Source organism: Burkholderia cepacia ATCC 25416 (assembly GCF_001411495.1).
GTDB lineage: Bacteria > Pseudomonadota > Gammaproteobacteria > Burkholderiales > Burkholderiaceae > Burkholderia > Burkholderia cepacia.
On record NZ_CP012983.1, the window covers coordinates 167,660 to 192,417 of the forward strand.

17 protein-coding genes, 2 tRNA genes, 3 rRNA genes and 1 pseudogene are annotated in these 24,758 nt (G+C 63.8%); 7 read left to right on the forward strand and 16 right to left on the reverse strand.

Going from position 1 to position 24,758, the window contains the following annotated elements; all coding sequences use genetic code 11:
• Positions 1-73: 73 nt before the first annotated feature.
• The 4 genes from APZ15_RS41420 (at position 74) to APZ15_RS33115 (ending at position 2,007) form a co-directional block, all read left to right on the forward strand.
• The gene (locus APZ15_RS41420) at positions 74-277 is read left to right on the forward strand and encodes a hypothetical protein (protein WP_124533637.1); all 204 of its coding nucleotides are present in this window, start codon (positions 74-76) and stop codon (positions 275-277) included.
• Between the two features lie 89 nt (positions 278-366).
• The gene (locus tag APZ15_RS33105; protein WP_027792235.1) at positions 367-966 is read left to right on the forward strand and encodes a hypothetical protein; all 600 of its coding nucleotides are present in this window, start codon (positions 367-369) and stop codon (positions 964-966) included.
• A 92-nt stretch (positions 967-1,058) separates the two neighbouring features.
• Complete coding sequence (locus tag APZ15_RS33110; RefSeq protein WP_027792234.1) at positions 1,059-1,430, forward strand: nuclear transport factor 2 family protein; 372 nt, start codon at positions 1,059-1,061, stop codon at positions 1,428-1,430.
• Positions 1,431-1,527: 97 nt separating this feature from the next.
• On the forward strand, positions 1,528-2,007 hold the full coding sequence (locus APZ15_RS33115; protein ID WP_034196202.1) for a GNAT family N-acetyltransferase: 480 nt from the start codon (positions 1,528-1,530) through the stop codon (positions 2,005-2,007).
• Between the two features lie 250 nt (positions 2,008-2,257).
• Here the strand turns inward: APZ15_RS33115 and rrf are convergent.
• The 5 genes from rrf to APZ15_RS33140 all read right to left on the reverse strand — a co-directional run bounded on the left by rrf (position 2,258) and on the right by APZ15_RS33140 (position 7,533).
• Positions 2,258-2,370: ribosomal RNA gene (rrf, locus tag APZ15_RS33120) — 5S ribosomal RNA — on the reverse strand.
• Positions 2,371-2,527: 157 nt separating this feature from the next.
• Positions 2,528-5,408, reverse strand: a 23S ribosomal RNA gene (locus tag APZ15_RS33125).
• A gap of 287 nt (positions 5,409-5,695) precedes the next feature.
• A tRNA-Ala gene (locus APZ15_RS33130) sits at positions 5,696-5,771 on the reverse strand.
• Between the two features lie 89 nt (positions 5,772-5,860).
• A tRNA-Ile gene (locus tag APZ15_RS33135) sits at positions 5,861-5,937 on the reverse strand.
• A gap of 63 nt (positions 5,938-6,000) precedes the next feature.
• Positions 6,001-7,533 (reverse strand): 16S ribosomal RNA (locus tag APZ15_RS33140).
• Together the 16S, 23S and 5S rRNA genes with 2 tRNA genes alongside form the textbook arrangement of a ribosomal RNA operon.
• 643 nt (positions 7,534-8,176) lie before the next feature.
• Between APZ15_RS33140 and APZ15_RS33145 the strand changes: the two genes are divergently transcribed.
• Entirely contained in the window at positions 8,177-8,614 is a 438-nt protein-coding gene (locus APZ15_RS33145) for an ATPase (protein WP_165843631.1), read from the forward strand.
• Between the two features lie 172 nt (positions 8,615-8,786).
• On the opposite strand, the gene APZ15_RS33150 is transcribed toward APZ15_RS33145, so the two are convergent.
• The 11 genes and pseudogenes from APZ15_RS33150 to APZ15_RS33200 all read right to left on the reverse strand — a co-directional run bounded on the left by APZ15_RS33150 (position 8,787) and on the right by APZ15_RS33200 (position 21,900).
• Complete coding sequence (locus tag APZ15_RS33150; RefSeq protein WP_027792229.1) at positions 8,787-9,479, reverse strand: DUF429 domain-containing protein; 693 nt, start codon at positions 9,477-9,479, stop codon at positions 8,787-8,789.
• 9 nt (positions 9,480-9,488) lie between these two features.
• Positions 9,489-10,013, reverse strand: a complete 525-nt coding sequence (locus tag APZ15_RS33155; protein ID WP_021161966.1) for an HD domain-containing protein — start codon at positions 10,011-10,013, stop codon at positions 9,489-9,491.
• A gap of 121 nt (positions 10,014-10,134) precedes the next feature.
• Positions 10,135-13,605, reverse strand: a complete 3,471-nt coding sequence (locus APZ15_RS33160; RefSeq protein WP_027792228.1) for an ATP-binding protein — start codon at positions 13,603-13,605, stop codon at positions 10,135-10,137.
• Positions 13,606-13,608: 3 nt separating this feature from the next.
• Entirely contained in the window at positions 13,609-14,859 is a 1,251-nt protein-coding gene (locus APZ15_RS33165) for a metallophosphoesterase family protein (RefSeq protein WP_027792227.1), read from the reverse strand.
• 64 nt (positions 14,860-14,923) lie between these two features.
• Positions 14,924-15,450 (reverse strand): annotated as a pseudogene (locus APZ15_RS33170) (CbrC family protein).
• 78 nt (positions 15,451-15,528) lie between these two features.
• On the reverse strand, positions 15,529-16,119 hold the full coding sequence (locus tag APZ15_RS33175) for a hypothetical protein (protein ID WP_027792226.1): 591 nt from the start codon (positions 16,117-16,119) through the stop codon (positions 15,529-15,531).
• Positions 16,120-16,264: 145 nt separating this feature from the next.
• Positions 16,265-17,035 carry a hypothetical protein gene (locus APZ15_RS33180; protein ID WP_027792225.1) on the reverse strand — a complete coding sequence of 257 codons (771 nt, stop codon included), beginning with the start codon at positions 17,033-17,035 and terminating at the stop codon, positions 16,265-16,267.
• 375 nt (positions 17,036-17,410) lie between these two features.
• Positions 17,411-17,953, reverse strand: coding sequence for a hypothetical protein (locus APZ15_RS33185; RefSeq protein WP_027792224.1), 543 nt, complete (start codon positions 17,951-17,953; stop codon positions 17,411-17,413).
• A 329-nt stretch (positions 17,954-18,282) separates the two neighbouring features.
• The gene (locus APZ15_RS33190; protein ID WP_027792223.1) at positions 18,283-18,651 is read right to left on the reverse strand and encodes a hypothetical protein; all 369 of its coding nucleotides are present in this window, start codon (positions 18,649-18,651) and stop codon (positions 18,283-18,285) included.
• Between the two features lie 79 nt (positions 18,652-18,730).
• A complete protein-coding gene (locus APZ15_RS33195; RefSeq protein WP_027792222.1) occupies positions 18,731-20,719 on the reverse strand; it encodes a gamma-glutamyltransferase family protein in 1,989 nt (662 codons plus the stop codon).
• 224 nt (positions 20,720-20,943) lie between these two features.
• Positions 20,944-21,900 (reverse strand): LysR family transcriptional regulator, encoded by a 957-nt coding sequence (locus APZ15_RS33200; protein WP_027792221.1) that lies wholly within the window; start codon positions 21,898-21,900, stop codon positions 20,944-20,946.
• Positions 21,901-22,002: 102 nt separating this feature from the next.
• On the opposite strand from APZ15_RS33200, the gene APZ15_RS33205 reads away from it, so the two are divergent.
• Both APZ15_RS33205 and APZ15_RS33210 read left to right on the forward strand, forming a co-directional pair.
• Positions 22,003-23,127, forward strand: a complete 1,125-nt coding sequence (locus APZ15_RS33205; RefSeq protein WP_027792220.1) for an aryl-sulfate sulfotransferase — start codon at positions 22,003-22,005, stop codon at positions 23,125-23,127.
• Between the two features lie 59 nt (positions 23,128-23,186).
• Positions 23,187-24,548, forward strand: a complete 1,362-nt coding sequence (locus APZ15_RS33210) for a uracil-xanthine permease family protein (protein WP_027792219.1) — start codon at positions 23,187-23,189, stop codon at positions 24,546-24,548.
• Positions 24,549-24,758 lie beyond the last annotated feature (210 nt).

The window sequence follows — 24,758 nt, forward strand, 5'->3', positions numbered from 1 at the left end:
ACCAGGCGTTTGTGCGTTGTTCTTCGCCTGAACTCGACCCGACGAAAGACGCCAGTGGGCGCAGCCGATGCTCATGACCGCAGTGAATCGCCGCAGTCGTCCGGTCGACAAACTGTCGATCATCAAAAAGCGATTTGAAAGAACAGTTTTTCTTCTCATTGAAGAGGTTATTTCTATTCATCCTGCGCGCGTGCAGTGGGTTTTCCTGCCACGGCACGATCCCGGTGCCGTTTGTTTGCGTGCGACCTCATCGGCTTTTCGGTGCGATGCAACGTGACACCCGATGCGACGCCGAGCCGGCACGACATTGCGCCGCGGCCCGTCCGACCACATACTGGTCGGACGGTGCGAACAAGGATGCATTCGATGGGGAATGTCGATCAGGGTGCCGCTTCGATCTTCGGCGTCGTCGGAACGGCCGTGTCGTTGCTGGCGGCAATCCCGTACGCGCTCGCGATCTACCGGCGCACCGTTCGTCCGCATCTGTTCACATGGCTCGTGTGGTCGGTCGTCACGGCGATCGCGGCTGCCGGCCAGTTCGTCGCGGGTGCCGGGCCGTCCGCGTGGTGCACGGCGGCGATTGCGGTGACATGCTTTCTGACGCTGGTCGCCAGCGTGTTTCGCGGCGAACGCGGCTGGACGCGCGTCGACTGGTTTTTCCTGGTCGCGGCCCTGTCGGCCATTCCGCTTTGGATACTGACTGACGATCCGACGATCTCGGTCTGTCTGGTGACGCTGATCGAACTTGCCGGCCTCGGCCCGACCGTCCGCAAGACGATCCGCGATCCGTGGAGCGAGAGCCTCGCGTATTTCGCGCTGTGCGTGCTCAAGTACGCATTGGCACTGCTGGCATTGAGCACGTGGGGTATCGCGGTCGCGTTCTATCCGGCTGTCAACATCGTTGCGTCGATCGGCATCTGCGTGGTGATGCTGGTCCGGCGTCAATCGTTGTCGGCCACGCGGTAAGCGGTATCCGTCGGTGCGGTATGTTGCCTGCTGTTGAGGCTCGTCGATATGAGCGGAACCACAAACCTTCAGAGACGATACGAGGCCCGGAAATGGATGCAATCCGTACAGTCATCGAACCCAGCGAAGCCGCGCTTCGCGCCGCAATGCTGGCCAACGATGTCGAAGCACTCGAAGCGTTGCTGGACGACGACCTGGTGTTCACCGTTCCGACCGGCCAGGTCATCTCGAAGGAAGACGACCTGGCCGCGCATCGCGAGAATCTGCTGCGTCTCGACAAGCTCGAGGTGCAAGAAACGCGCGCCTGCGCGATCGGCGAGATGATCCTGACCACAACGAAGGCGACGCTCGCCGGCCATTTCGACGGCACGGCGTTCGACGGCGTGTTTGCCTATACTCGGCTGTGGCGTCGATCGGATGCCGGCTGGCGCATCGTCGCCGGACACGCATCGCAGGTCATGTAGTCGCGTCGAGCTCGCCTCCCTTCGAGTCGGCAAGCTGCGAATCCGGAGTTGTTTGAGTCGATGCGAGCCAGACGATACCTCGACGAAGGTGTCGACCATGACAGGAGACGAAATGCACAAACCATTTACCGTACGCGCTGCCCGTACCGCGGACGCGGGCGAACTCACGCGTCTGGCTCGCATTTCGAAGGCACACTGGGGCTATCCGAAGGACTGGCTCGACTTGTGGCAGAGCGATCTCACAATTGCACCGGAAACGATTGATGGGTCGATCGGTTACGTCGCGGAATCCGCGGAGGCAATCATCGGGTTCTGGGTCAGGGCGTCGTCGGAATCCGATCGCCCGACACCCGGATGGCTGTTCGTCCATCCCGACCACATGGGCCGGGGTATCGCCCGTGCGCTGTGGGAAGCGGTCCGCAAGGAAAGCGCTTCGAGAGGGATCAGGAGCTTTGTGATCGAAGCCGATCCCAATGCGGTTCCGTTCTATCTGACGATCGGGGCTGAAAAAATCGGTGAAAAGGAATCAAGCATCGTCCCGGGCAGGTTCTTTCCGATCTTGCGGATCACGATCTGACTCGTGAGGCGGAAGGAAGCGGTATGACTCACCGTGCCGCACTCGGGAGAATCGTGCCGGTGGCGGTTGTGGAAGAGGTTCCAAAGTACATGGAGTGCAATGGGGAACGTGTCGGGAGCGCAGAGCTACCGATCGCTCGACGCATTCTGCGCCCGGTTGCAGCCAGGCCACCGATCCCGATCACTCGCGCATTTCCGTCGCGCCAATGCAAAAACCCCCGCCTTTCGGGCGGGGGTTTCTGGCTTAGGGAGCCTGACGATTACCTACTTTCACACGGGAATCCGCACTATCATCGGCGTAGAGTCGTTTCACGGTCCTGTTCGGGATGGGAAGGGGTGGGACCGACTCGCTATGGTCATCAGGCAAAGAGGGTTGTTCTGCTGGCGTGGCCAACAGAACCAATCTTGGAAGAAGCAGTAATTTTGAGTTGTGTGTATCACACACGAGAATCCAACTTGTCGCTCTGGATCTTGCGGCCGGTGCTGTCGCACGGCGCCGATCTACAAGGCAGACTTGTTATAGGATCAAGCCTTACGGGCAATTAGTATCAGTTAGCTGAACGCATTACTGCGCTTACACACCTGACCTATCAACGTCCTGGTCTCGAACGACCCTTCAAGGGGATCTAGTCCCCAGGGATATCTCATCTTAAGGCGAGTTTCCCGCTTAGATGCTTTCAGCGGTTATCTCTTCCGAACATAGCTACCCGGCGATGCCACTGGCGTGACAACCGGTACACCAGAGGTTCGTCCACTCCGGTCCTCTCGTACTAGGAGCAGCCCCCTTCAAATATCCAACGCCCACGGCAGATAGGGACCAAACTGTCTCACGACGTTTTAAACCCAGCTCACGTACCTCTTTAAATGGCGAACAGCCATACCCTTGGGACCGGCTACAGCCCCAGGATGAGATGAGCCGACATCGAGGTGCCAAACACCGCCGTCGATATGAACTCTTGGGCGGTATCAGCCTGTTATCCCCAGAGTACCTTTTATCCGTTGAGCGATGGCCCTTCCATACAGAACCACCGGATCACTATGACCTGCTTTCGCACCTGCTCGACTTGTCGGTCTCGCAGTTAAGCACGCTTATGCCATTGCACTATCAGCACGATTTCCGACCGTACCTAGCGTACCTTCGTACTCCTCCGTTACGCTTTGGGAGGAGACCGCCCCAGTCAAACTGCCTACCATGCACTGTCCCCGACCCGGATCACGGGCCAAGGTTAGAACCTCAAACAAACCAGGGTGGTATTTCAAGGACGGCTCCACCGAAACTAGCGTTCCGGTTTCATAGCCTCCCACCTATCCTACACAGATCGGTTCAAAGTCCAATGCAAAGCTACAGTAAAGGTTCATGGGGTCTTTCCGTCTAGCCGCGGGTAGATTGCATCATCACAAACACTTCAACTTCGCTGAGTCTCGGGAGGAGACAGTGTGGCCATCGTTACGCCATTCGTGCAGGTCGGAACTTACCCGACAAGGAATTTCGCTACCTTAGGACCGTTATAGTTACGGCCGCCGTTTACCGGGACTTCAATCAAGAGCTTGCACCCCATCATTTAATCTTCCGGCACCGGGCAGGCGTCACACCCTATACGTCCACTTTCGTGTTTGCAGAGTGCTGTGTTTTTATTAAACAGTCGCAGCCACCAGTTTATTGCAACCCCTTCACCCTCCTGGCGCAGGCCAGTCAAGCTACAAGGGCGTACCTTATCCCGAAGTTACGGTACCAATTTGCCGAGTTCCTTCTCCCGAGTTCTCTCAAGCGCCTTAGAATACTCATCTCGCCCACCTGTGTCGGTTTGCGGTACGGTCATCGTTAGACTGAAGCTTAGAGGCTTTTCTTGGAACCACTTCCAATTGCTTCGCTTCCGAAGAAGCTCGCGCCACACCCTTGAATTACGCACCCGGATTTGCCTAAGTGCCTTCTCCAATGCAGCGACCGGGACTTCCAACACCCGGACAACCTTCCGCGATCCGTCCCCCCATCGCATCTAACAATGGTGCAGGAATATTGACCTGCTTCCCATCAGCTACGCATTTCTGCCTCGCCTTAGGGGCCGACTCACCCTACGCCGATGAACGTTGCGTAGGAAACCTTGGGCTTACGGCGAGGGGGCCTTTCACCCCCTTTATCGCTACTCATGTCAGCATTCGCACTTCCGATACCTCCAGCACCCTTTACAAGGCACCTTCGCAGGCTTACGGAACGCTCTCCTACCATGCGTGCAAGCACGCATCCGCAGCTTCGGTATATAGCTTAGCCCCGTTACATCTTCCGCGCAGGACGACTCGATCAGTGAGCTATTACGCTTTCTTTAAAGGGTGGCTGCTTCTAAGCCAACCTCCTGACTGTTTTAGCCTTCCCACTTCGTTTCCCACTTAGCTATATTTGGGGACCTTAGCTGGCGGTCTGGGTTGTTTCCCTCTTGACACCGGACGTTAGCACCCGATGTCTGTCTCCCGTGATTGCACTCTTCGGTATTCGGAGTTTGCTATGGCGGGGTAATCTGCAATAGACCCCCCAACCATGACAGTGCTCTACCCCCGAAGGTGAGACACGAGGCACTACCTAAATAGTTTTCGGAGAGAACCAGCTATTTCCAGGTTTGTTTAGCCTTTCACCCCTATCCACAGCTCATCCCCTAACTTTTCAACGTTAGTGGGTTCGGACCTCCAGTACGTGTTACCGCACCTTCATCCTGGCCATGGATAGATCACCTGGTTTCGGGTCTACGCCCAGCAACTGAACGCCCTATTCGGACTCGCTTTCGCTACGCCTGCCCTATACGGTTAAGCTTGCTACTGAACGTAAGTCGCTGACCCATTATACAAAAGGTACGCCGTCACCCCTTACGAGGCTCCGACTGTTTGTATGCATGCGGTTTCAGGATCTATTTCACTCCCCTCCCGGGGTTCTTTTCGCCTTTCCCTCACGGTACTGGTTCACTATCGGTCGATCACGAGTATTTAGCCTTGGAGGATGGTCCCCCCATCTTCAGACAGGATTTCACGTGTCCCGCCCTACTTGTCGCACACCTAGTTCTTTCATACTGTTTTCGCCTACAGGGCTATCACCTGCTATGGCCGCACTTTCCAGAGCGTTCGGCTAACAATACAAATAAAGAGTGCAAGGCTCATCCCATTTCGCTCGCCACTACTTTGGGAATCTCGGTTGATTTCTTTTCCTGCGGTTACTTAGATGTTTCAGTTCACCGCGTTCGCTTCACATGGCCTATGTATTCAGCCATGGATACTCCAAAAGGAGTGGGTTTCCCCATTCGGACATCTACGGATCAAAGCTTGTTTGCCAGCTCCCCGTAGCTTTTCGCAGGCTACCGCGTCCTTCATCGCCTGTGATCGCCAAGGCATCCACCACATGCACTTGTTCGCTTGACCCTATAACGAGTCTGTCTCATCGACAGTCGCTACAGGTTGAGTTCTCGCGTTGTGCCGTATTCCAATTGAGTCAAACTTAGAGTTCGAATCATCTTGAGATACATCGATACAATCACAACCCGGATAGTTTCCACGTCCATCTCAAGACGCTTCCGCTATCCAAATTACTTACTTCTTCCAGATTGTTAAAGAACGACAGCCGATACTTTCGTACCGCTCTGACTGGCTCAATCGCCAATGCAAAATTCTCGGTTCATCATATGAACCAAGCACTTAGCGTTGGTGATTGGTGGAGGCAGACGGGATCGAACCGACGACCCCCTGCTTGCAAAGCAGGTGCTCTCCCAGCTGAGCTATGCCCCCATTGAGTACAGATACCCTCAGGTGTTAGCCGGTCGGCTTGGGGTACTCGTAAGCGCTAAAGCGCTAACGATCACCGACACGTCAGACAATGGTGGGTCTGGTTGGATTCGAACCAACGACCCCCGCCTTATCAAGACGGTGCTCTAACCGACTGAGCTACAGACCCCTGAGTCTGTCTTTAATTTACAGCCGATAAGCGTGAGCGCTCAACTTTGCGAGATAGCTCTGGAAAGGAGGTGATCCAGCCGCACCTTCCGATACGGCTACCTTGTTACGACTTCACCCCAGTCATGAATCCTACCGTGGTGACCGTCCTCCTTGCGGTTAGACTAGCCACTTCTGGTAAAACCCACTCCCATGGTGTGACGGGCGGTGTGTACAAGACCCGGGAACGTATTCACCGCGGCATGCTGATCCGCGATTACTAGCGATTCCAGCTTCATGCACTCGAGTTGCAGAGTGCAATCCGGACTACGATCGGTTTTCTGGGATTAGCTCCCCCTCGCGGGTTGGCAACCCTCTGTTCCGACCATTGTATGACGTGTGAAGCCCTACCCATAAGGGCCATGAGGACTTGACGTCATCCCCACCTTCCTCCGGTTTGTCACCGGCAGTCTCCTTAGAGTGCTCTTGCGTAGCAACTAAGGACAAGGGTTGCGCTCGTTGCGGGACTTAACCCAACATCTCACGACACGAGCTGACGACAGCCATGCAGCACCTGTGCGCCGGTTCTCTTTCGAGCACTCCCGCCTCTCAGCAGGATTCCGACCATGTCAAGGGTAGGTAAGGTTTTTCGCGTTGCATCGAATTAATCCACATCATCCACCGCTTGTGCGGGTCCCCGTCAATTCCTTTGAGTTTTAATCTTGCGACCGTACTCCCCAGGCGGTCAACTTCACGCGTTAGCTACGTTACTAAGGAAATGAATCCCCAACAACTAGTTGACATCGTTTAGGGCGTGGACTACCAGGGTATCTAATCCTGTTTGCTCCCCACGCTTTCGTGCATGAGCGTCAGTATTGGCCCAGGGGGCTGCCTTCGCCATCGGTATTCCTCCACATCTCTACGCATTTCACTGCTACACGTGGAATTCTACCCCCCTCTGCCATACTCTAGCCTGCCAGTCACCAATGCAGTTCCCAGGTTGAGCCCGGGGATTTCACATCGGTCTTAGCAAACCGCCTGCGCACGCTTTACGCCCAGTAATTCCGATTAACGCTTGCACCCTACGTATTACCGCGGCTGCTGGCACGTAGTTAGCCGGTGCTTATTCTTCCGGCACCGTCATCCCCCGGCTGTATTAGAACCAAGGATTTCTTTCCGGACAAAAGTGCTTTACAACCCGAAGGCCTTCTTCACACACGCGGCATTGCTGGATCAGGCTTTCGCCCATTGTCCAAAATTCCCCACTGCTGCCTCCCGTAGGAGTCTGGGCCGTGTCTCAGTCCCAGTGTGGCTGGTCGTCCTCTCAGACCAGCTACTGATCGTCGCCTTGGTAGGCCTTTACCCCACCAACTAGCTAATCAGCCATCGGCCAACCCTATAGCGCGAGGCCCGAAGGTCCCCCGCTTTCATCCGTAGATCGTATGCGGTATTAATCCGGCTTTCGCCGGGCTATCCCCCACTACAGGACATGTTCCGATGTATTACTCACCCGTTCGCCACTCGCCACCAGGTGCAAGCACCCGTGCTGCCGTTCGACTTGCATGTGTAAGGCATGCCGCCAGCGTTCAATCTGAGCCAGGATCAAACTCTTCAGTTTAAACCTGTTACTGTTTTCGGTTCGGTTAAGAACCGGTCGCTCACTCAAAGCTGACAGGTAAATGAATTACTTCATAAACCTGACTTACTTTAGTGTGAGACTCTTGATACTTTTGCTATCTGATCCGAAGATCAGCTCGCTTCCATCAAGCGCCCACACTTATCGGCTGTTAATTTTTAAAGAGCAATCTGCGAGGAACTTCGTGTTTCCCGGCAGCGCTGCGTTTTCAGCAGCAGAGAAGCGAGATTATGAACCGTGTTTCGCAGCTCGTCAACAACTTTTTACACTACATCGTTGCGACTGCGGGGTTCAACTTCCAGGCCAGCCGCGCGCCCGACACTGCAGCACACCACCAGCTTTGCTTCCCTCTCCCGCGCCGCGTTTCCGTTAGCGCGAAAGAGGCGTGATTCTAAGCACCCGCCCTCATCCACGCAAGCCCTTTGTGAAAATATTTTGAGAAGGCCCCGTGCGCTGGCGCGCACCGGGGCTAGCCTCACGACGAGCCGCGCGTCGCCACGCGATCAAACCTCTATTGGTGTGACGTATGCCTCTCGTTTCCCTTATATATACGGACGCGGAACGGGCAAGGAATCCGGTGCTGTCGAGTATCATGCCGCGACCGAACCACGCACTCATATCCACGATGGACAGCACGACTCAACCCGGCGACGCCGACCTTCGCGACGAATATGCAGCGCTCCGCGAGCGCGCCATCATCCTGGAAGAACAGGCTCCGCCGCTTCTGCAACGCATCTCGGATGTATTGCCGCGAATCAGCGGCGAATCCGAACTGGCAGACGAGCACCGCGAGCGGCTCGTCGGCGCGCGCAACGCTGCGATGGTCTCGATCGAAAATTATCAACAGGCGATTCCCTTCCTGCAGACGGCCGACTCGATCATCGAGCAACTGGACAAGACGCCCGAGCGCGACGAAGACATCGAGTGGCGCGAATCGCTGCTGCAACGGCTCGACGAACTGATCGACGTCGCAGTCGTGATGATCGACGACGCCGAAGGCTACTTCGAACAGGCGCAAGCCTGCGACCTGTCCAGCGTGCCGAAAGCCATCCTCGAGGATTGAGTAACGCAGCCCGGAATAGCGTAGCGCGCCGACGTAACGCCGTGTGCGCCAGCCATTCCGATGCTTGCCGGCCGGCAATCGCAGCCTGACACCCTCGCCGGCACACCGGCCGCGCCCCTCCCGAAAAAGCTCACCTTTTTGCTACGCGCCTCGCCCGGGCCGCGCGACACAACTACGGTGCGTCGAGAGCGATCGTCTCGTTCACGATCGGCACGCGGATATATCCGCCCTCCGTATCGCCATACGCGTGCGCATTCCCGTCGATGACATATTGCGCGGTCAACGCGCACAGGGTCGCGTCTCGCGCATCGACGGACTTCAGCGTCGACACGTCGATCCCCAGTCGCTCCAGCAACTGCCGGCGCTGGTTGCGTTTCTGCTTCGCCGACGCAACAGTCTTGCCCAGCATTGCGCAGGTGATCGCATAAGGATAGGTTTCGAAGCTCGCGCGCCCGCCCGCATAGCGCGCGCCGGTCAGCAGCGGATAGGCGTCCGCGAGTGCGCGGTAGACGCGCTCTCCCATGAACATCCAGTCGAAGAAACCTGACGTGCTCGCGACCGCCTGCTCCCGCGACGGCGTCGGAAAGCATGAGATCCGTTCGCGCGCGAGCGCCTGTTCGGCCGCCCGGCGCCCGCTCCCCGTCCACCACAGGCTCGGTGCGTCGACACCGACGGCCACGACGTCATGGGCGAGACACAGCGCAGGTACCGCTTCGGGCGCGATCCGTTCCTCGCGGCAAACGACCATTGGTCCACGCAGGATCACGAGATCGCATTGCTTCTTTTCGCCACCCACATCGACACCCGCCACGGCCGGCGATTGCCGCGCGGATCCAGCGGATCCAGCGGATCGGGCCGATCGCATGCGGGCGCCTCAGTCCGCCGGCCGTGCGTCGTAGGCGGCGTCGAAGATCGCTTCGAGACCGGGATGCACGCCGCGCATCGGGTCGACGACCGACTTCGCCCAGTCGAAGTACGCCTGCTTGCGCTCGAGCGGCCAGTCCGCGGGCGGATGCCGTGCGATGTCGCGCAGGTTGCAGATCTTGTCGGCCAGCTTCACGAGCTTCGCACGCCGGCTGATGGTCGCCGCATGCTCGACCTGCAGGCGTTTGCGCTCTTCCTTCGGCAACGACTTGTCGTCGGTGACTTCCATCACGATGTCCGCCACGTCCTTGCCGAACAGCCGCAGCAGCTCCTGTTCGGTCGTTTCCGTATCCTCGACCGTGTCGTGCAGTACGGCCGCGACGATCACCCGCTCGTCCTCGACGCCGGCCTCGTTGGCCAGCACGTCGGCGAGCGCGATCGGATGATTGATGTACGGCGACGCTTCTTCGTCCTTGCGCCGCTGATTGCGATGCTTGTCCGCCGCGAACGCGATGGCGGCTACCAGCTTTTTCATATTCCCCCCTCGTATGGCCAGACCCGCGACCGGCAGAACCGGTCGCGCGCATTTCGGAACCGCACATACTACCTGCACGCGATGACCGCGCCCGTGCGCCGGCATCCCGGCACACCCCGCATCACGCGCTCACCGGCGCGCGCTGCAGCTCGACCACGTTGACCTGCGCACCGAATACGTCCCTCACGAGCGGCAGCAGGTGGTCGTGGTGCGTCAGGAACAGCACCTGGGTTCGCGTCGACAGATCGCGCAGCGCATCGAGGCCGGCCTTCGCGCGCGCGTCGTCGAAGTTGATGAACAGATCGTCGGCCACGAACGGCAGCGCGGTCCGGCTGCCGAGTTGCAGTTCCAGCGCCGCGATCCGCAGCGCGAGAAACAACTGGTCACGCGTGCCTTCGCTCAACCCGGCAACCTCGACCGACGCGCCCTTCGTCCGCCTTGCATACAGGGCGGGCGGCGTCCGTTCGGTATCGACGGTCAGCCGCGCGAATTCGCCCAGCGTGAGCCCGGCGAAGATTTCGCCCGCACGCCTGAGCATCGGCCCCTGCTTCTGGTCGCGATAGCGATCCGTCGCCCACTTCAGCAACCGGCTTGCGGTGGCCGCTTCCAGGTACTGTTCGGCTGCATCGCCCATCGCCGCCAGCGCTTCCTGCCGTTTCGACTCGGCAACGGCCGCGTTCGCCTGGCCGTCGATCGCGCCGAACGTCTGATCGGCCACGACCTGCTGCTGTGAAAGCTCATTGAGCCGCTTGCCGACATCGCCGAGCGATTGCTTCACCGCTTCGAGGTGCGCTGGTACGTCGGCGATGTCCTGCTCCGCGACTTCGGCTTCGACGGCGGAGCGGGACAGGCCGTCGCCGTCGCGCACCAGTGCCTCGTGCGCGGCATCGACTGCCTGCCGCAGCTGGCGCTGCCGGTCCGAGCGTTCGGCCAGCGGCAGCGCGGCATCGATCGACACGACACCGGCCAGTTGCAGCAGCGGCTGGACGCGTGCATCGGCACCGGCCACCGCGGCGGCGGCATCCGCGACCTTGCCGTCGGCCTGCCGGACGGCCTCGTCGGCCCGACCGATCGCACGCGCAATTTCCCTGGCGGAAGCGAGGCGCATCGTCAGCCGGCGCGCGACGTCCGGCCAGTCGCCGCTCGTCAGCCATTCCGGCGCGAGCGCCGCGGCAAGCCGCCGTGCGCCCGCCTCGAGCGCGGCCAGTTCCGCGCGGATCACGGCGATCCGGTTGCGCGGTGCGTCGGCATCGGCCAGTTCGGCGGTCACGGCGTTGGCAAGCGCGAGCGCACCTTCCGCCGCGGCCAACGTCGCCGCGCTCGTGGAAAGCTTCGCGTCGGCCAGCGCGTCCCGCCATTGCGCGTGCCACGCGTCGTAGGCCGCCTGCGCGTGGCCGGCGCGCGATTGCGCCGTCGCGCATCCGCGTTCGGCTTCCCGCGCGCGCTCCTCGAGACTGTCCTGCTGCGCGAGCGCTTTCTCGGCCGACTGTACGAAGGCCTCGGCGGTCGCGACGAGCGCCGCCAGACCGTCCGACTCGCCGCCTCGCGACACGGTACGCAGCGCAGCGCGCAACGCAGCTTCGGCACCGGCCCGCGCGGCGCGAATCGTGTCGAATTCGCGACGCTGGCGATCGAGATCGGCCTGCGCGGCGAACACCGTGTCGCGCTTCGCAAGCCAATCGCCCATCGCCGCCAGCGGCATGCCGGGCACCGCGGCCGTCGTCGCGAGCGCGGCCCATGCGTCGCGATGCGCGGCGAGCTCACGTTCGCGCTCGTCCAGCGCGGCCTGCCTGCGCGTCACGCCCGCACGCGCGGATTCGACCTGCTGACGCAGCGACTGCAACGTCGCCGCCGCCTGCGTCGCACCCAACTGCGCGTCGACGAGTTCGTCCGCAAGGCGAATCGCATCGTCGAGCGCGGGCGCGCCCGTTCCGAGATCGATCGCGCCGCTGCGGATATCGCCCCATGCGCCGTCGCGCCGCGCACGCGCTGCCAGCACGTCGGCGGTCGTGACGACCTTGTGGTTCTCCGCGAAGTGCTTCTCCTGCAGTTCGAGCCGCTCGAGCTCTTCGAGCGCGCCGTCCCGTGCGTCGCGTGCAGCAGCGGCCGCGCTCGCGCGTTCGCTGTCCTCCTTCAGCAGCGCACCGAGCCGCGCCACCGACGGCACGTCGAGCGCGCGCAGCGTGTCGACCGGCATGCGCCACCGGCCGAGCGCATCGAGTGCGCCGGACAGTGTGCGTTCCGCAGCTGCGATTTCCTGTTCGAGCGCCTGCTCGCGCTGGCCGCTGTTGCGAAAGCCCTGCGCATCGGCCAACGCCGCGCGCAGCGTTTCCGGCACATCGACGGTCGACAGGCGCGCCTGTTGTTCCCGCACCTGCGCCAGCTCGCGCGTGCGTTCGTCGAGCGATTCGCGCGCGCCGGCCAGCGCCTGGTGCAGCGCGCCGTGTTCGCGCAACAGGTTGGCCACGGTCTTCAGCGACAGCGCCGTCGGCAGCGACGCTCGCAGCGACGCTTCGTCCGTCGGCCAGTCGAGCTGGGCGGCCGCGGCGAACGCGGCGGACAGGTGCCGCTCGACGTCCGCACCCAACAGCAGCAGATCCTGCGCGTGATTCATGCACGCGCCGCGCAGCCGATCGAGCGCTTCGATGTCGGCTTCGAGCGCCAGCGTGTCAGTGTCGGCGTCGATCGCATCGCGCGCCTGCCGTTTCGCGAGCAGGTCGGCACGCCGTTCCTCGAGCACCTTCTGTTCGGCCGCGAGATCACCCTGCGCCTTCAACAGATCCGCATACGCGGTGGGCGGCAACTCGACGACCGCGCCCAGTTCCGCGAGCGCCGCGTCCTTGACCGTCAGCTCCTTGAGGTACGGCGCCAGCCGTCGCACGCGCTCGAGCTTCGAGCGCAGCGCTTCGAGCCGGCGCTGTTCCGCGCGCGCCTGCTCGATCTGCTGTTCGACCGCTTCGCGCGCGTCCTTGCGTTCGACCCAGTCGCGCGTGCGCACCTGAACCGTCTTCAGTTCGGTCACGGCTTCGTTGAACGACGTTTCGGCAAGTGCAAACGCGCTGCCGCTGCGACGCGGCGCCCACAGCTCGACCGCACGCGCATCGAGCTCCTCGCGCACCGGCCCGAGACTGCCGACCCCGGCGGCCGATTCGAACAGCACCTGGCCGAGCTTGTCGGATGCGTCGAGAATGCTCCGGCCGCCATCGACCAGACGCCCGTGATCGAGCCCGAACATCTGCTCGAAGAATTCGCGCGTGGCGCCGTCGAGAACGGCGGCCAGGTAATCGTCGGGCAACTTGTCGTCGGCGGGCGTGCGCAGCGGACTGCGCCCGCGGGCGCGGTGGAACGCGAGTTCGCCCGTGCCGCTCTCCAGCACGCCGCCGATCCGCAGTTCCGGTGTGCTGTGCAGGAAATCGAGCGGCGTCTGCAGCTTCATCCCGAACAGCAGCTCCGACACGGCCGTGCGGATCGTCGACTTGCCGGCCTCGTTCGGCCCCACGATCACATGGAAATCCTCGCCGGCCGACGGAAAACGCAGCGTCTCGTCGGTGAACTTGCCGTACTTGATCAGATCGAGCTGGTTGATCCGCATCGCTTACTCCCCCCTCGCCAGCCGCGCAAGCAACGCGGGCCCGACCTGCTCGACGAGCGCCGTGAGCTCGCCCGCGCGTGCCATCGCCAACAACGGCACCTCTTCCTTCACGTCGCTTCGCACCTTGCCGACGAACGGCTTCAGGTCGCGTTCGAGCAACTCGAGGAAATCCGGATCGCGCGCGGCATCGGCCAGGATCTGCTTCAGGTCCTCAAGCGCTTCGAGCTGCTCGCTTTCGCCCGGCTGATGATCGGCCGCGGACGTCGCGAGCCGGACCTTCTCGAGCCACAGCCGCTCGTTGCCGATGATGCCGATCTGGTTCAGCACCTCCGCGCGCAACTGCGGCGCGCGGCCGAAAAAGAGGCCGTGGGCGGGCGTACGCCCCGCGACCGTCACACGCACCGCGCGCGGCACATGACCGTCGACGGTCAGCAACGCTTCCAGCGACTGGCCGATCTTTCTCGACAGGTCGGCGACGGTCAGGCAATCGGACGCGTCGACCGACACGGCTTCCCAGCGCAGCACGTCGAGATACAGACGCTCGACCTGCGTGCGGCCTTGCTCGACCGTCACGAGCACCGCGCCGCGGCGGCCCGTCTCGCGGATATGGCGCCCCTGCAGGTTGCCGGGAAACACCACGGTGGACGGCCCCGACCATTGCTGGAATTCGTGCACGTGGCCGAGCGCCCAGTAGTCGTAGCCTTTCGCATGGAGTTCGGCCAGCGTGCACGGCGCATAGTTCGCGTGCGCCGCATAGCCTTCGAGCGCCGTATGCAGCACGCCGATGTTGTAGTAACCGGGCACCGGATCCGGATAGCCGATCGCGAGATTGTCGACGACGGCCTTGTCCTTGAAGCTCTGCCCGTGCAGCGCGACTTCGAATTCAGGCAGCTTGTGGGTTTCCGCCTTGCGGTGGCCGAATACGGTGACGTTGTCGGGCAGCGTCAGCTTCTTCGTCATCTCGCTTTCGGCATCGTGGTTGCCGCCGAGAACGAACGCACGGATGCCGGCCTTGCGCAGGCGCCCCATCTGCTGGCCAAAGAAGATGCCCGTGTTGTGATCCTTCCAGTCGCCGTCGTACAGGTCGCCGGCAATCACGAGGAATGCGACTTCCTCTTCGATCGCACGATCCACGAGTTGCCGCAGCGCCTCGCGCGACGCGTTGCGCAACTGCGCGGCCGGCGCGTCGGGATACGCGCTCAGGCCGTGCAACGGGCTGTCAAGATGTATGTCTGCCGCGTGGATGAACTTCACGAAGATTCCTCTGTTTCATGACGATAAAGCCTGCGATCGCCGCGCGATGCCGTGAGCCAGGCCATCAGTCGCAATCCTGGTAGCCGCCGGGTTCGCCGCAACGGATACAGCGGAATATATACGCGGTCGGTGAACCGCCCTTGTCGAGTGCGGCAAGGAAATGCTCCCACTCCGCGCCCTCGTCGAGTCCGGCCGATTCCCGAATCGACGCGACTGCCTGCGGGCCGAGCGCGCGCAGTTCTCCCGCACCCGCACGACCGACGAACTGCGCGGCATCGCCGCAATGCGTCCACCACCGCTCCTGCTGCCAACCCTGAAAGCCCGGCGTGCGACAAGCGATTTCGCTGACGACCGCGTCGGGCACTTCGTCGCATTCGCCGCCGCCGATGCCGTACGTGTCGGTGAAGGCTGCGCCGAACCGTCGGCGATGCACCATAGGCAGAGGCAATTCTCATACTCGTCGACCGCATGCACGGGGCCGGCGTATACGTAACCACGTGCATCGCCGCAACACACGCAGCACGCGTCCGAGCGGATCACACTGCCCGTTGCCGGCGGGTCGGGATGGTACCTGAAAGCGGGTAACGACATGACGCTCTCCGTGGATCCGGAAGGGAGGGAAGCACGCGATGCGAATTCGAATCGCCATCGTGCCACGGGATGACCGTGTTACCGCGGTACCTCGGCCTCGACAAACGTGCCGTTCACGAAACGATAAACGCGATGCAACGCACCGCCATGCGCAACATATTCCCACCGGATGTCGATGGCGGCCGGATCGTCGTGCCACGCGATCGCCAGGTAAGGCGATTGAGTTCCACCGTCGGTTTCGAGAGAAACGGAATCGAGACAGCTTTGGACCGGCAGCGAGAAACGTGGCACCGCACGGGTGCCGCGCAGTTCCAGCACGTATAGCGACCCTTCTTCGCCCGCGCCGCAATATCCGGTCGGACGGCTGCTCGAAGAGCGATTGACGACGACCAGCAGATAGTCGTTGCCGTCGATCCGCTTCGAACGGCCCGACGGAAACGCAACGCCCGATGCCTCGGCCAATGCACGGCGCAGCGCGGCCGGCACGATCAGTGCCGATTTCGTGTGGCGGGCCGCATCGACCTCGAACAACCTCGGGCTCGCCCATTCGATCTCGTGACCGTTGGCGAGCCGCACCGATTCTGGCGCCGGCGTTTCGGCGAATCCAACGGCGGCATTCGAGGCCAGCAGCGCCAGCGCCGCGAGCTTCAATGCAATCGACGATCTCATCGGGCCGATCCATGCTCGCAAGAATCGCGCAGGACCGTCGCGAGGTCCGTCGCATGCGCCGGCATACCGCTCGGGCCGCGGCGACCCAGGATCGCCGCGCGTGCATCGTTCGCCGCGACGCGCGCGGCCGATCCACGACGCAGCGTCACTCTCCGCGCGGCACCGGCGGCGGAGCATAGCCGTTGTCATTGCCGGGGAACGGATTCGCGTTGCGGCGCAGTGCTTCCTCTTCATTCTCCTTCTGCGCGAACAGCGCGACGCCGATCACGCCGACGTTCGCCGAATCGCCGTACTTCGAGTTCGCGACGTAGCTGTCGGGCACCGCCGCGAAGCGGAACGCGGCGACTTCGTCGCGGCTCTTGCGGAAGCCCTCGATCGTCAGCGTGCGGCCCGGATACAGCACGTAACCGCCATTCGTGTAGCTGCCCGGCCGCCCCGACAGCACGTCGAGCCCGTCGACGGTCGACACGACTTCGAACGTACGGCGCCCCTGGTTGCGCAGCACGATCATGTAGCGCGAACCTTCGACGCCCGCCATGTGCCAGCGGCCGTTGCTGCGCGCAAGACGCAGCGGTGCACCCTTTTCGTCCGTAAACGACAGCGCGATGTCGCCGTTGGCGAGCGCGACGCGGGTCGGCAACCGGCGAACCTGGGACGCAGGCGGATGTCCGGGCAGCGCATCGTTGTAATAGACCGACGCGAGATCCGTCGGCTTTGCCGGATCCGCGCGTTCGAAATCGACCTGGCGGGTTTCGGATCGCACCGACTCGCCCCATGCAGTGCCGAGCCCGCGGCGTTCGCTGGCATCCGGTGCGGCGGCGGACGCGCCGGTGCTGGCGGACGGCGGAGGCGGCGCTGCGCAGGCGGCCAGCCAGAGCACGCAGGCGAGCGCGAGAAGACGGAACAGGATGGTCATGACGTGAGGCCTCGGAATGTTATCGGGCCGCGCCGGACTGGCCGGAACGGCATTTTGGTGTCGTCTGTCGTCACGATGTCGATCGGACATGCTGGCCCGTGTCGGCCGGCACCGCGATCCCGGTGGCCCGGCGACCGGGAGCCCCGCTATTTAAGCATGGCGGGCGGGCAATGGGCAGGGGGCGCGCACGCCGCCCGTTGCGGGCACGTGCCGGCGGCTCCAGACAAAGGCGTGCATACGTGTCGCGTCGCCGGATCGGTGGCGAACGTCGACGCATCCCCGTATCGAGGATGCGTTGAACGGCGCGCCGAGCGCGCCAATAGAAAAGCCCGGCCCGCATCGAAGCGGGCCGGGCCTTGACGGGAAGCGTGACGCTTACAGCGCGCCGCCTTGCGCGGACGCCGAACCCTTCACACCGACCGATGCGCCGCCTTGCACCGCGTTCGTCGCACCTTCGAGCGCCTCACCGGCCTTCGCCTTCGCGCCGCCGGCAACGTCGCCTGCCGTCGACACCGCGCCTTGCGCGTGGCTCTTCGCCTTGCCCGCGACATGCTTCACGTGCGCTTTCGTCGAGTGGACGGCCGATGCGGCGGCATCCTTCGCCGTGCCCGCTGCCGAACCGACCGCGTGCGTCGCACCGCCCACCGCGTTGCCGGCCGCCGAGCCCACGTCGCCGACCGTCTTGCCGACGCCGTTCAGCGCACCGCCGACGACGTTGCCCGCGCCCGAACCCGAGCCTGCCGCGTTCGCGCCGGCGCCGGCCTGCACACCCACGCCACCGCCGAGCAGCGGCGTCTGAACCTGCGCGCCGACACCCGCGGAACCCTGGGCGCCGGTTTGCGCCGTCTGTGCGAACGCAGCCGAAGTCGCCACTGCCGTCAGTGCAGCACCCACCAGAATCGTACGGATCTTGTTCATGGTCATTCTCCCCAAAGACGTTGTTGCTGCGGGCCGCCTTCGTGCGGCTTGTCGCATGCCTCGCCGCGACGTGCGGCAGGTGGAGCTAATGTAGCGGCGCGAACGCGCAAAACGATTGATTTGCAGGGACTGTTACTTCGGTTGCAAATGCTGACGATTGATTCACACAGTTTGACAATCGGGGGATTGCAACGGGATCGGGACGGTGTAGCCCGGCGGACGGGGAGAGTCTGGAGGCGTGTCGCGCGGTGCATTCCGCGACAGAGACAAGGCCGATCGCCGCGGCTCGGAACCAGACAGGCGAAACGGCCGGAAGCGACCAGAAACGGCTAGCAGGGAAACCGGCCGCTTCTATAAGCACTCCAAAGGACGCTCGTCGGCCAGCCGTCGGTACGGCCTGACAACCGGCTTCTCGCGATCAGCTCGATGTCGTCGGACACGCACGCCGCCACGCCGGCATGCCCCGATGCGCCGAACGCGAGCTTGAACGCCTTTTCCCTCAGCGCATCCACGGCCGGCCGGTCGAGCGCTGCGCCCGGATCGCCGTCGATTTCGTCGAACGACGCCATCCACTGCGCATCGAACGGCTCGGCATCGCGACTGTCCAGCGCGCGGTCGCAATCCAGGTCGGCGAGGAAATCGAAAAAGCCCGGCGCCGACAGGATGGCGTCCATTTCAAGCAGATGCGCATGCATCATTGCGGCTCCTTCACGATGCACGGCCCCGATCGCCCGTCGGCCAATACGGGCAGATCGGAACCGCACGCGTACCGCCCGATTATGGCCGGAACGTATTGCCGAGCACGACGCCTTCACGCCGCGGATCGGTGCCGCCCTGCAACGCGGGCGACTGGCCGACCGTCACGCGCATCACCGTGTTGACGCCGCTCGCCTGCGCGGACGTCGACACCTTGTGCCCGAGCGCGAGCAGCCCCGTGATCAGCGGATCGTTCGCCCCGTTGTTCGCCGTGTTGACGTTCGGATGCTCGCCGCCGATCGTGGTCGTCGGGCTGTTGCTTGCGCCGAAGTCGACGAGCCCGGCGGACTGCTGCGCATCGAGACCCCAGTCGAGCGCGCCGACGAGCGTCTTGACCACGTATTGCGGAATCGTGCCGCCGCCCGGCGAACCGGTCGCCATCACGAAGTCACCGCGCGAACCGTCCGCGGCCTGACCGAACACGATCGTCGGCGCCATCGAGCTGCGCGGCCGCTTGCCCGGCTGCAGGCGGTTGGCCACCGGATTGCCCGAACTGTCGACCGGGTTCGCGGAAAAATCGGTCAACTGGTTGTTCAGCAGGAAGCCGTTGGTCATGTGGAACGAGCCCATGCTCGACTCGACCGTGGTCGTCGCGCTCAGCACGTTGCCGTCGCCGTCGACGATCGTGAACTGGTTCGTGCCGTGCTCGATCAACGTCGTGTCGACCCCGAGCGGTACCGCACCGAGATCGCCCGGCTTCGCGGTACCCATGCTCTTGGCCGGGTCGATCAGCGCCGCGCGCGATTTCAGGTAAGGCTTGTTCAGCAGCGTATTCCACGTGCCGCCCGGCAGCGGCACGAAATCCGTGTCGGCCACGTATTTGTCGCGGTCGGCATACGCGAGCCGCTCGGCCTCGGTGATGAGGTGCACGCCCGCGACGGTCGGCTTGCCGCCTTCGAGATCGATCGCCGTCGGCTTCAGCGACTTCAGGTCATAGTTCTCGAGAATGCCGAGTGCCGACGCGACCGCGATGCCGCCCGACGACGGCGGCGGCATCCCGCACACCCAGTAGCTGCGATAGGTCGTGCACACCGGGTCGCGGCGCTTCGCCTGGTAGGCGGCCAGATCCGCGACAGTCGTCTTGCCCGGCGTGAGCGTCGAGCCATCAGCGCCCTTCGTCGTGGCGATCTTCGCGACGATGTCCTGTGCGATCTGCCCCGTGTACAGCGCGTTCGCACCCGACTGCGCCATCAGCGTCAGCGTGCGCGCATACGCCGGATTCTTCAGCACGGTGCCGAGTGTCTTCGGCGAACCGTCGGCGTTCAGGAAATACGCGGCGGCCTCGGGGTCGCGCTTCAGGTTCGCGGCGTTCGCCGCGATCGCGTCGGCGAGCCGGCCACCGATCGGGAAGCCGTTGGTCGCCAGCGTGATCGCATCGCCGAACAGGTTCTGCCACGGCAGCCGGCCGTGATCCTGCTGCAGCGCCTCGATGAGCCTCGGCACACCGATCGTGCCGATCGAACGGCCGCTCGCACGCGCATTCGGCAGCGGCGCGGAGTGGTCGGTCGCATCGTCGACATAGCGCAGGTAGTTCTCCGTCGCGGCGGCCGGCGCGGTTTCCCGGCCGTCATACGCCTGCAGCGTCTTGCCGCGCGCATCGTAGTAGAGCAGCACACCGCCCGAGCCGAGGCCCGTCGCTTCTGGCACGGTCAGCCCGAGCACGGCCTGCACGGCAACCGCCGCGTCGGCGGCCGTGCCGCCTTTCTTCAGCACCGCGCAACCGGCCGCGCTCGCGTAGGCGTTCGACGTGGCGACCAGATACGTTTTCGCATAGACGGGCTTCATCCCGGTGCGATAACCGGACGACGCTTCCGGCAGTGACGGGTCGCCCGGCTGGTTCGACCCGACCACGACAGTCGAGCCGCTGTTGTCGATTGCGAGACAACTCGTGTCGGCCGTGGGTGTCGTCGTGGCGCCCGTGTCGGTTTCGATGTCGTTGCCGCCGCAGGCCGTCATCATGGCGGCCGCGAGCAACGCGGACGCATACGGAAAGATCGCTGTTCTGTTCATTGTCTGCCGATGTTCTTGTCAGTCGTTGCGAGGGACACCACGCTGCCTGCGACCCCCTCGGTGCGCCGACAACGCATTCGATAGTCCCATGAACAAATTTTTTTCCGCAATAAGGGAATGAAGTAATGCCGCCGGACGTTGCACGCACAACGTCACGACCGCACGCGCACGGGTACGCGTGTTGCACTGCATCGCAGTGCGATGCGCTCGCGTGGCCGCTGTCGTTATCGCGCTGCCCGGCGGCGCTTGCCGGCCGTTCGGCCGTCACGCGCGAAACCGTCTTCCATCGCTTCGATCGCGTCGGAGAAGAACTCGAGGAACATCGTCATGGCGACAGTCGCGCTCATGTCCGCCCGTTGGTAGATGCAGCTGAACGAGCGCGCGCCCGCATCGGCAAGCGGCGTCCACGCGAGCCGGCCGGCAGCCACGTCGTCCGCGACGTTCTCGGCGATCAGGAAGCCGACGCCCGCGCCTTCGGCCGCAAGGCGCCGCACCATCGGCACCGAACCCGTCTCGACCAGCGGCCGCACGTTGCGCGGCTGTCGCGCATCGATCTGGTCGAACATCGCGCGCAGTTCCGTGTCGGGTGTCATCAGGATCAGCGGATACGCGAAGCAGTCGCGCATCCGCACCTTTCCGCCTGACGCCGCGAGCGGATGGCCGGGCGCCGTGACGACACCCAGCGGCTGGGCGAACGCCCGCACCTCGACGACGCCCGCCGACGTGCGCCGGCGCAACGCATAGCCGATGTCGGCCTCGCCCGTCTCGACCCAGCGCACGATGCTTTCGCCGTTTCCCGAGCGCACGCTGTACGTGACGCCCGGATAGCGCTGCATCGCGGCAAGGATCGCGTCGGGCACGAGCTTTTCCGCGGTCGATGCGGGCACCGCCAGGTTCACGTGGCCGCGCCGCAGCGCGCGCAGGTCCTCGACCTGCGTGAGCGCGTTGTCGAAGTCGCGCTGACCGCGCCGCACGGCCGCGATCACGATCTCGCCGGCAAGCGTCAGCTGCATGCCGCGCGGCAACCGGTCGAACAGCGGCACGCCGACCTGCTCCTCCAGATTGCGGATCTGCTGGTGCACCGCCGCGGCGGTCAGGTGCAGCGCGTCGGCCGCCTTGCGAATCGAGCCGCGTCGCGCGACTTCGTCGAAACAGCGGAATGCCTGCGATATCGAACGCATGAGTGATCCGTTAGTTTTTTCCGAACAGGCCGTCAAGAATAATCCGATTTTACTGATCGCCCGGATCGTCTAGATTGCGCTGCATCCCCGTGTCCGATTCGAATGGAGAGTGCAGTGACAACCGTCGACCAGATTACCCAGCGCCGCCGTGGCGTCGGCCTCATCGCCCACGATCCCGCACTGTCCGCGGGCGGCTATACGCTCATCGCGCCGCAGACGGCCGACGGCAACGTCTATCTCGTCGGCATCGACGGTGAAGTCGCGCATCAGTGGAAGATGCCCGTGCGCCCCGGCCGCCATGCGGTCATCCTCGCGAACGGCAACCTCGGCTATAACGGCAATCATCCGCACTCCGAATCGCGCTATGCGCCGTGGTCGATGTGGCATGGCGGCGACTTCTACGAAGTCACGCCGCAAGGCGAAACCGTGTGGCGCTACGAGGACCCCGCGCATCATCATGACGCGCAGTGGCTGCCGAACGGCAACCTGCTGTACGCCGCGTGCGAACCGGTCGACGCCGCGTTCGCGCGGCGCGTGCCGGGCGGCACGCCGCACGGCGACGACGAAGTGATGTATGCGGACGTGATCCGCGAAGTGAACCGGGCCGGGCAGATCGTGTGGGAATGGCGTGCGCGCGAACACCTGCGACCCGAGGATTTCCCGATCGCGGCCGGCTTCGGGCGCTATCACTGGCCGCTCGTCAACGGCCTCGCGGTCGACGCGAACGGCCGCGTGCTGATGAGCCTGCGCACGACGTCGGGCATCATCGGCGTGAACCGCGAAACCGGCCGCGTCGACCTGCGGATCGGGCCCGACGTCGTGTCGCACCAGCATGCGCCGGTGCCGCTCGCGAACGGCAACATCCTCGCGTTCGACAACGGCAATTTCCGCCACGGCGCGCACGTCGCGTTCTCGCGCGTCGTCGAGATCGATCCGGCGACGCAGCGCGTCGTGTGGTCGTATGCGGACGACGTCGTGAACCTGTTCTACACGCCGTTCATGGGCAATGCGCAGCGCTTGCCGAACGGCAACACGCACGTCACCGAATCGTCGACAGGCCGCCTGTTCGAAGTGACGCCCGCCGGCGAGGTCGTCTGGGAATACGTGATTCCGTGGTTCGCCGAATACCCGGACGAAGCCGCGCGCAAGACCGGGCCGGGCCAGCTCAACAGCGTGTTCCAGACGTTCCGCTACAGCGCCGCGCAACTGCCCTGGCTGCGGGCCTGACCTTGCCGTTCACCGCCGGTTTCCGGCGCTCGTCGCCGTTCGCTTCCGAGGGGCCTGCCGTGTCGCACGATCCGATCCCAACGCCCGTCGACGCACGGCTGCCCGCCTGGCAGCTCGCGCTGTTCGGGCTGCAGCACGTGCTGTCAATGGCCGCGTCCCCGATCACGGCCGTGTTCCTGATCGCAAAAGTGCTCGCGCTGCCGGCGGACCTGACGGTCCAGCTGATCGGCGCGACGTTCTTCGCCTGCGGGATCGGCACGCTGCTGCAATCGCTCGGCGCCGGCCCGATCGGCGCGCGCATGCCGTTCGTGATGGTGCCCGGCGGCGCACCGACGATGCTGTTCGCCGGCATTGCCGCGCAATCGGGCCTGCCGACCGCCGCCGGCGCGGCGCTGCTCGCCAGCGCGTTCTATTGGGTGCTGCTGCCCGTCTTCACGCGTTGCCTGCGGCTCTTTCCGCGCATCGTCGTCGGCGCGATGCTGCTGCTCGTGTCGATCAACCTGATCCGGATCTACGCGACGATCGTCGTCGGCCAGCCCGGTTCGGCCGACTTCGCGCAGCCGCGCGCGCTCGGTCTCGCGCTGGCGACGATCGTCGCCACGGTCATCGTCGCGGGTGCGTTCCGCGGCACACTCGGGCGCCTCGCGGTGCTGATCGGCCTGATGGCCGGCGCAACGCTCGGCTGGGCGCTCGATGCGATGCCGGCGCTCGCCGACGTGTGGCGCGGCCCGCTGTTCACGCATCCGGTATGGCTGCCGTTCGGGATGCCGCGCTTCGACGTGCTGGCCGCGCTGCCGCTGCTGATCTTCACCGCGATCTCGATGGCCGAGGCCACCGCGCAGACGGTCGCCGTCGGCGAAACGTGCGGCAAGCCGATCTCGCTGTCGCGCGACGTGCCGAAGACGATACGCGGCGATGGGCTGGCGTCGCTCGCCGGCGCGCTGTTCGGCACGCCGCTGATCGTGACCAGCGCCGAGAATATCGGCGTCGTGCAGACAACCGGCGTGCGCTCGCGCTACGTGACGGCCGCGGCCGGCGCGATCCTGATCGTCATCGCGCTGTTCGCGCCGCTCGCGCGGCTCGCGTATGCGATTCCGGCCGCGGTGGTCGGCGGCACCGCGCTGGTCGTGTTCGCGATGATCGGCGTGATGGGCATCCGGCTGCTCGCCGGCGTCGACCTGCACGCGCGCGCCAACCAGTACACGCTCGCGGCCGCACTCGTCGTCGGCCTTGCACCGATCCTGGTGCCGAACCTGTATCGCCATTTCAGCTCACCCGTGCAGATCGTGCTCGGCAACGGCATGGCGGCCGGCACGCTGGCTGCCATCGCGACGCAACTGGCGTTCGCCGCATTTGCGCGGCTCAGTGGACAGGCAAGCGCGACACCGGTTGCGGCTTCTTCGCCTTCGCGCGACGGTTGATGGTGGCGGCTGGTGACGTTGCGCGGTGCCGCGTGCCAGCGACATCGCACGCCGAGCAGCCGGTTCGTTTGCGATTGCCGGCCCGACACCCAGCTTCCTCACACGACGGGCCGGGCTCATGACGGTCAGCCACGGATGATCCGGATGCGGACCCCGACACGATGGAACTGGGTGCCGGACGCACTCCGTTTCTTCAACACGCTGCTGCTC